The sequence below is a fragment of the Chitinivibrio alkaliphilus ACht1 genome, from assembly GCF_000474745.1.
Lineage (GTDB): Bacteria > Fibrobacterota > Chitinivibrionia > Chitinivibrionales > Chitinivibrionaceae > Chitinivibrio > Chitinivibrio alkaliphilus.
Genome location: NZ_ASJR01000043.1, coordinates 1 through 7,236, shown reverse-complemented (window position 1 = coordinate 7,236; position 7,236 = coordinate 1). Strand labels below are relative to the sequence as shown.

Sequence of the window (7,236 nt, the reverse complement as noted above, 5' to 3'; positions counted from 1 at the left end):
ATAATATATATGTCTTAACACACTGTGACTTTTTTGTAGAAGGTCCAAGGCTTTTATGAAAACAGCAGGTGTCTGTATTATACTTGCAGGGATTTTGTTTTTTTGCAGTTCACGGAGAAGAGGATCGTTTTGCTCTGGGAGATTGGATTGTTCAGCAGGATTCCCTTATTACTCACGATCCCTCCAATCCAGTTCTTTCAAATCCCTATTTGGGTATTCAGGACTTTTATTTCTATGAAAGCGCAGCTGAATTCGGTGCAAATCCTGAATTTATTCTCAACAGACGCCTCCCTTATCTCAGCATTCCCCTGCGGTATGCCCCCCGTTGGGCACGTGGGCTGAATCTTTCTACTCATATTCCGTTTATTATCGGTAAGGAGTATTGGGATTCCGATGAGCGGGAAGAAAAGAAACGGTTCGGTCTGGGAGATATTTCACTTCGTCTTTTTTATAGCGGTATACTTCCAAACTCTCTGTTTATAAGCGGTGGAATATCCCTGAGCCTGCCCACGGGGGAGGATTTCCTTCTCGGGCATGCTACCACGGGGTATGCTGCGTATCTTTCGGGTGTATATACCGTACCTGATGGGCTTGTTATGGCTTCCGTGTCATACAGCTGGAAAAACTCCTACGAATGGGACGGTGATGGTTTCAATGACGCCTTTGAGTACACCTATCCTGCTGTCTTGAGTGTTACTCCGGGATATAAACGTCATATGTGGGACGGCCTTTCCGTTGCGCTTTTGACAAAATTCACTCTGGTTGATGCCGGTGATGATGAAATTATTGATGATATTATAAGCGGAGACTACCGAAGTGATAACCTCTTCCTAGTAGATATTACCCCGCTTTTTTCCTATGATGAAATCGGGTCGCCGTTCTGGCAGTCTTTTTATGCACGGGTGAATATTCCCCTCATAGAAAGCGGCGATGATGTTGACCGTGATGTGAGTTTTCATATCGGCTCTGATTTTATTTTTTAGCTTGTCCCGGTAAGTGATTGAGCGGGGCTGTTTTATGTGTACTGGTAGTATGCGTATTAGAACAGCCCCCCGTTACTCTTTCATAGCGTGAAAAGAGGGCGGATATTCTTACGTTGAAATTCACGTATTTTGTACAAAAAGCTGAACCGTGGATTTCGTGAAGTCAGCGGAAGCCCGATGATGCGGAATTGTTCAGGGAGAGTCTCCATCGGTTCCAGGAGTATGGTGATATGTCGGGAGTCTTGAAAAAAATAGGGGCGCTCCTGCAGTTCTTCCGGTGGAATATAGGGATCCAGGGAAATCACCCGTGCACGAATATCACCCCCCGTTTGAGACGAAAGTTTCATTACCGTATTTTCCTGTATATGAGATAGTTGTTGTGGCTTTATGGAGAGTCGGATAGTGTATTCTGCGGGGTTTTTCTGCAGAGTTACTAACCGGTCATGGCGTTTTAGCCATTCTCCCGGTTCTGCATGCTGTTTAATAATTCGGCCGTTCCAGGGTGCGGTGTATGGTTCTGTATATCGATGTGAGCCGGCCGCTGCTGTGAGTGGCTGGTCTTCTGTATTGATGTTTTTTGTGCGGGTACCATATTCACGCAGAAGAGACTGCAGGGTGTTTCGGTGTCCCATATAGACTCTTCTGGCGGCATCGACTTCACGCGATGTTGCAGCCCCCCGTTGCATAAGCTGCCGCATATTTTCAAGTTTTGTGTAGGCTCGGCTAGCCTCGCGTTCTTCACTGCCGATTCGTTCTTTCAGAATATGAATAGTTTCATCCTCCCGTTCTGATGAGGGGGGAAGGGATATGGGGTTCTCCTGATATACCTGGGATGAGTGAGGGGAAAATGATAGTATTTGTGCCCCGGAGTCAATGGGTGAGAACCGATGGTAAAACAGCTGTTCAACCCGACCGTCTTCAATGGCAAAAATATGGGTGTGCAGTGAGTGGACATACCCCGTATTTTCTATATAGAGGGTATTGAGCAGGATCATTCCCAGAAAAAACAGAAGCGGCGATATGACTATACCCACTATAATAAGCCAGCGTATACGCGGGAAGCTTCGTTTTGCGGCAGAGTAGATCACATTGACACCATTTTTACGTTCTGCAGTATTTAAGGAATTATTGGTGAATCGTATTTTCATTTTTGCATCTCCTGATAAAACTCCATGGACTGAATCCAAAGTCCCGAAAATTGTGAAAAACTTTTAAGATCTGTATGTATTTTCTCCAGTACATTGTAAAATTCTTCGCTGCTGTGCTGCGCGTAGGTTTCGTCATCGGCGACAATGGGAGTGGGTTCCACAGATACTGCCGCGCTCAGAGGCAGGGTGGGGAATTCTGACAGCAGCCGCTGCATACGCCGGGTGACAGTGGCGTGATTCCCCGAATATATCATAAGTATGATATGGTGCGGAGAAAGACCTTTTATCAGACTGCCGAAGGCCCTGTTGTCAATTTTTTGTGTCAGGTAGCGGTAGTGAACGGCACAGGAAAAGGGGGCAAAAGTATATGGTTGGAGCTCAGTAAGGGTTTCCCATAGGCGCACCAGGGCCAGAGAATCGCTCAGAGGCTCATCTATGTAGCCCGGCTGTGAAAGCTGATTGGGCTCCAGGTCATAGACTATTTCGTCAAAACTGAATTGTGAAAAGAATACAAGCAGTTCTTTTAGATTGTCGCGAAACTCGGGAAGCATCCATCGGGGTTCACCCAAGAGCAGGCCCACAGCTATGCCCCGTTGATGCAGTGTCCCTATATATTGGTGCAGTTGTTCCCGCTTACGCGGATTTGTTTTAAGTTGATTGACTTCTTCTGCGGAGAATGCCACCGCAAGGGTTTGAATGTCTTTTTCGAGGCGGTGTAGTTCAAAATCATTGCGGGACCACACAAAAAAGCTGTGTTTCTTTGTCGGGGTATTGATTCTTTCTGTTTCCACTGAGGTATCGGGGGGTAAGATTTTTTCTTCAAAGCGTGATTCCATTTCCTGCACGGATATATTTTTTTCAATCATTGGAGAAAGTTTGAGATTGAGAAGTTGTTTTTGCGGTCTGTTTTTACTTTCGTAGGATATATCAATATGAGAAGAACGGGAGTGTGCAACTGAGGAGCGTGCACTGTTTTTAACGTCGTAGGTACTGAGAATATATTCTGCTTCCGCATCAAAATATTCAAGTATGCCCTGATAATAGCGGTGGCGTGTATGAATAAAAACAGTAATCATGTCACCGTCGGAAAATCCGCTCCGCAGATATGTTCCCCGAAGTGCCCGAAGCCTTTTTTCAAGAGATTTTGTACGGGAACTGAGTTCTTTTTTCCGGGATATATACTGTATATACTGTCGTGTAAAATCGCGAATAATCCGGTGTTTTTCCTCTTCTGTATTCTGTATGGCTGCACGAATGGTTAAGGTTTCCCTTTTTTTTGGGTCGCACGGGTTTGGCGGGCACCAAAGGGGATATCAAGATTGAAAAAAATACGGCCGTCTCCACCGAATTCATATTCCGGTCTGCCCGTATACCTGAGCGAAACCCCCGTATATGCAGCATAGATGGAGGGATCACGGTTTTCTTCATCACGAAGAGATTTCAGGACAGTTATAAGAGAATCCTCCCGGGAACCTATCATCTTTTGGGTGTACTGGGATGTATCCATAATATGTACCACGGGTGGCTGAAGGGGGGTAAAGGGCGGAATGGATCTACGACATAGATACTCAAGTTCAGTCAGTGCCAGCTCTTCACGGCGGGCAAATTCATTACGGTTTCTTTCTATGGCGGTAAATATCTGCTGCAATTCAACTTTATCAGCCATAAGAAGCAGTCCCGAGTTTTTTCGATCGGAAAGAATACTGTCAACCTCGTTTTTTTCTTCCAGTGCCCGTTCTGCAAGGAGGCGTTTTCTGCGATTATTCCAATAGGTGATATAGGCCTGCTGAATGGCAAAAAGATTTTCTTCCAAAGCCTGTGTCTGTGCATAATTAAGCAAAATGGTATCAAGGGAATATCGGGTGCTTTCAAATGGCTCCGCCACATTCATCTGTCGTACGGGGATGGTATACCGAATAAAGCCGGAGTGAAATGGGTAGGAAAGCTCTCGTTCCAAATCATTTGTGTAGCCGCCTTCCACTCCCGTGGAAATCCATGAGTGCGGGAGTCCCTGCTCCGACTCTGCGGGTTTCTGCAGGGATTTTTTACGGGCAGCAAATCGATTATCCACAAATGATGTGGTATGCAATGCTTCAAAATCTTCCAGTGTTTTTACAGACTCCGCTGAAAGCAGGCTGACAAGCAGAATAATCCAGGCGATGAACATATTAGAATTTTCCTTTCTCAAGTACCCACTGGGGGGCCATGGACGAATATCTATGTGCCTCAAAGAGCAGCTCCTTGAGAATAAACAGGGTCATCATAATACGAAGAATAAAGGCATACGCGGGATATACAAAAATCCATGGTATGAGGAGAATGTCCTTTTTCTTTTCCCGTGAAATCATCCACAAATACTGGAAATAAAAAATCGCAGTAAAAAGGGTATATACCAGGTAGGTAAAGGAAAGAATTCCTGCCACATGGCCTGCGGGAAAATTGACCATAAGCCAGACATGAAAGAGAACCAGCAGAAAGGGGAGGACAATCTGTATGCCTAAACCGTATACTGTAAGCTGTAAAAAGTTTTTCCACCCCACGATTTTGGGTGTAAAAATGCGCCAGTATTTTTTTATATACAGAAATGCCAGGTCGCCGTCCCAGCGAAATCTCTGCGTGATAAGATCCCGAAAACGATCCGGTACATCCGTATGAGATGTGGCATGGGGATCAAAAACGATTTTCAGTTTTGGGTTTCTTCCCATAAATTCTTTCAGGCGAATGGTTATATCAAGATCCTCTGCGGTTCCGGTGTCCCAGCCGCCAATTTTTTCTACCACGGTTCTGCGAAAAGCTCCGAAGGCTCCGCTGATATTATTAATCATACCGATTTCACTCAGTCCCGTTCGTCCGCCGCCGATACCAAGACAATATTCAAGGCCCTGCAAATGTGTTACAACATTGCAGGATATATTTCTCACGCGAATATTCCCTGAAACTGCCAGAACCAGAGGGTCTCGAAAATGACGGACTATTTTGTGTGCCATGTCATTGTCAACGGAGGTATCCCCGTCGAGATTCATAATTATGGAACCCGTAGAATAGAGGCTTCCTGCATTGAGGGATGAAACCCTTCCGCCGCGTACTTTTTTGTCAATAACCCGCACGGTTCTTCCCCGCATCGTATCTGCTTCCCGTGCATATCTGTGCGCTGCTGCACTGGTTTTCGCATTTTTTTCTGATCCGTCCACCACAGCAAGTATTTCGATGTCCCCTGAATATTCCTGATGTATCAGTGAGCGGATAGACTTGCCCACGCGTTCCCCTTCGGAGTAACAGGTGAGAATCACAGAAATACGCGGAGAATACAGTGAGGACGGTGTATGTTTTTCGGCGGTGTGAATAAAATAATATTTTATAATACCCACAGAAATCAGTAGTTGGTATGGAACTTCCAAAAGAAGAAAGAATGGAAAAAGCCGCATAACTAAAGGTATCGCATCTAATCTGTGAGCAATTTCTCCTGCTATATTGATATAAAACAGGGAAAGATCAAGAAAAAAGTTATCCATGGGCTTTATCATCAATTTTCCCCAGGAGTTCTCCCATTATTTCCTCCGAGGTGTATCCTTTCTTCCAGTCTGTTTTTACAGAAAAGGAGCTCCATAAAAGAGTTGGTTCGCTATTGTTTTTTGATGCAGCTTTTTGGTTTGTGTCTTCCAGACGCGAGGTAATGATCTTTAGGTTTTTAGCAGGAGTGAGTGGTAAATACATGCCGATCGTATCTTCACTGATTCGGGTTACCAGATCAGTGGTGCGCATATTGTTGCGCAGTTGCTGTATTATTTCTTCAATAAAAAGGGATACACTGGTCTCTCCCTCTGAGAGCGTTTTTTTTCGAATATTGTGAAGTTTCACCACCAGAAGGGAAAAATCCAGGACCTTTTCCCGTTCCCACAGCTTTAAGCTCCAGGAAAGATTGGAGCAGAAGTATTTCTTTGAACAGAAGTCAAAGCTGTCAAGAATGGAAAACATTTCTTTCAACTGACCGGTACGTACGGCAAGACGCCCGTCCTGACTCAGGGTGTAGGTGTAAATCTCACGAACTTCAAGACTTCCCGGATCATCCTTATAATCGCAGTCATAGCATTGTGCTTCAATATAGGGATCAGTAAATATGGCATTGCAATCACGGCATTGATAATCATCCAGGGTTCGGTCATAATCTACGCCGATATGTCGCAGATTGCTTCGGCAGTTGGGGCATTGCAGTATTCCAGATTTTTGAAATGCCTTTTCCTGATCAACATTTCCGCAGGTAAAGCAGTGGTAGAAATTCTTCTTTTCTATGGCAATACTTCCGCAATTGGTGCATGTGTCAATATAGTTCATTCGGACGCTGTGGCATTTTGGGCAGAGGCGTATACGGTCGCGAATGGCATCCTTTTGAATGAGTTTTCTGTCTTCCAGGGAGTAGCGCCATTGATTTACCATGGCCGTATCTTCAGAAAAAACAGTAAGCAGAGGGTAGGCATAGAGCTGCATGGTGCCGGGCTTGAATATTGGTTTCAGAACAAAATTGTCCCGGACGTACATATAGGTGAGAAGTTTTTGATCCTGATCTGCATTCTCCAGTCCGGGTACGAGGCGTGCCATGGATTTTATATGTTCTGATACTGTCCGGCTGGTATTCCAGTCAGAAAATTCTCCCTCCGAGAGAGTTTCCTCGAGGGGCGTAATTTTTCCAATTATCCAGATGGGCAGATAATAATATTTGTCATGGGCCAGTAAATATCCCAAAAGAGGATGCGTTTTTTTTGCATCCCGTGATATAATAATAAAACCTACGGGATCATCGGTTATTGATTCTATTTCTCCGGAGGATGTTATGACCGGGACAGTATCGGGGATATCTTTGATAAAATAGGGCTTTAATTTTTCTCCCGTAATATTGATGAGAACCATTTGAGTATCCTGTTTTTGAAATTGAGTATCAGCACTATTCTGACATATGCGCCGGGGATATGCAAGAATTTTATTTGTTCACAGAAGAGTTCCGTATCCTGTTTTGAGTTGTTTTTTTGTAAGGATGAAATGTATACATCTTTTCGTACGCAGTTTATTATAATCCTAAAATCCTCAATTAAAGTAGAAAAAGCGAGCTG

Annotated in this window: 6 protein-coding genes; 1 reads left to right on the top strand and 5 read right to left on the bottom strand. The window is 44.5% G+C overall.

From position 1 onward, the window contains the following. The first annotated feature begins 83 nt into the window (after positions 1-83). Positions 84-983, top strand: a complete 900-nt coding sequence (locus tag CALK_RS11405) for a hypothetical protein (RefSeq protein ID WP_022637821.1) — start codon at positions 84-86, stop codon at positions 981-983. Positions 984-1,063: 80 nt separating this feature from the next. Here the strand turns inward: CALK_RS11405 and CALK_RS11400 are convergent, their stop codons facing one another. The 5 genes from CALK_RS11400 to CALK_RS11380 all read right to left on the bottom strand — a co-directional run bounded on the left by CALK_RS11400 (position 1,064) and on the right by CALK_RS11380 (position 7,036). Next, positions 1,064-2,131, bottom strand: coding sequence for an HlyD family secretion protein (locus CALK_RS11400; protein ID WP_022637820.1), 1,068 nt, complete (start codon positions 2,129-2,131; stop codon positions 1,064-1,066). After that, positions 2,128-3,207, bottom strand: coding sequence for a hypothetical protein (locus CALK_RS11395; protein ID WP_022637819.1), 1,080 nt, complete (start codon positions 3,205-3,207; stop codon positions 2,128-2,130). Before CALK_RS11395 ends, CALK_RS11400 begins: the two co-directional genes overlap by 4 nt. 182 nt (positions 3,208-3,389) lie before the next feature. After that, positions 3,390-4,298 (bottom strand): hypothetical protein, encoded by a 909-nt coding sequence (locus CALK_RS11390; RefSeq protein ID WP_022637818.1) that lies wholly within the window; start codon positions 4,296-4,298, stop codon positions 3,390-3,392. Position 4,299: 1 nt separating this feature from the next. After that, entirely contained in the window at positions 4,300-5,655 is a 1,356-nt protein-coding gene (locus CALK_RS11385; protein WP_022637817.1) for a glycosyltransferase family 2 protein, read from the bottom strand. Continuing rightward, positions 5,636-7,036: a TackOD1 domain-containing metal-binding protein gene (locus CALK_RS11380; RefSeq protein WP_022637816.1), complete on the bottom strand. Its 1,401-nt coding sequence runs from the start codon at positions 7,034-7,036 to the stop codon at positions 5,636-5,638. Before CALK_RS11380 ends, CALK_RS11385 begins: the two co-directional genes overlap by 20 nt. Positions 7,037-7,236 lie beyond the last annotated feature (200 nt).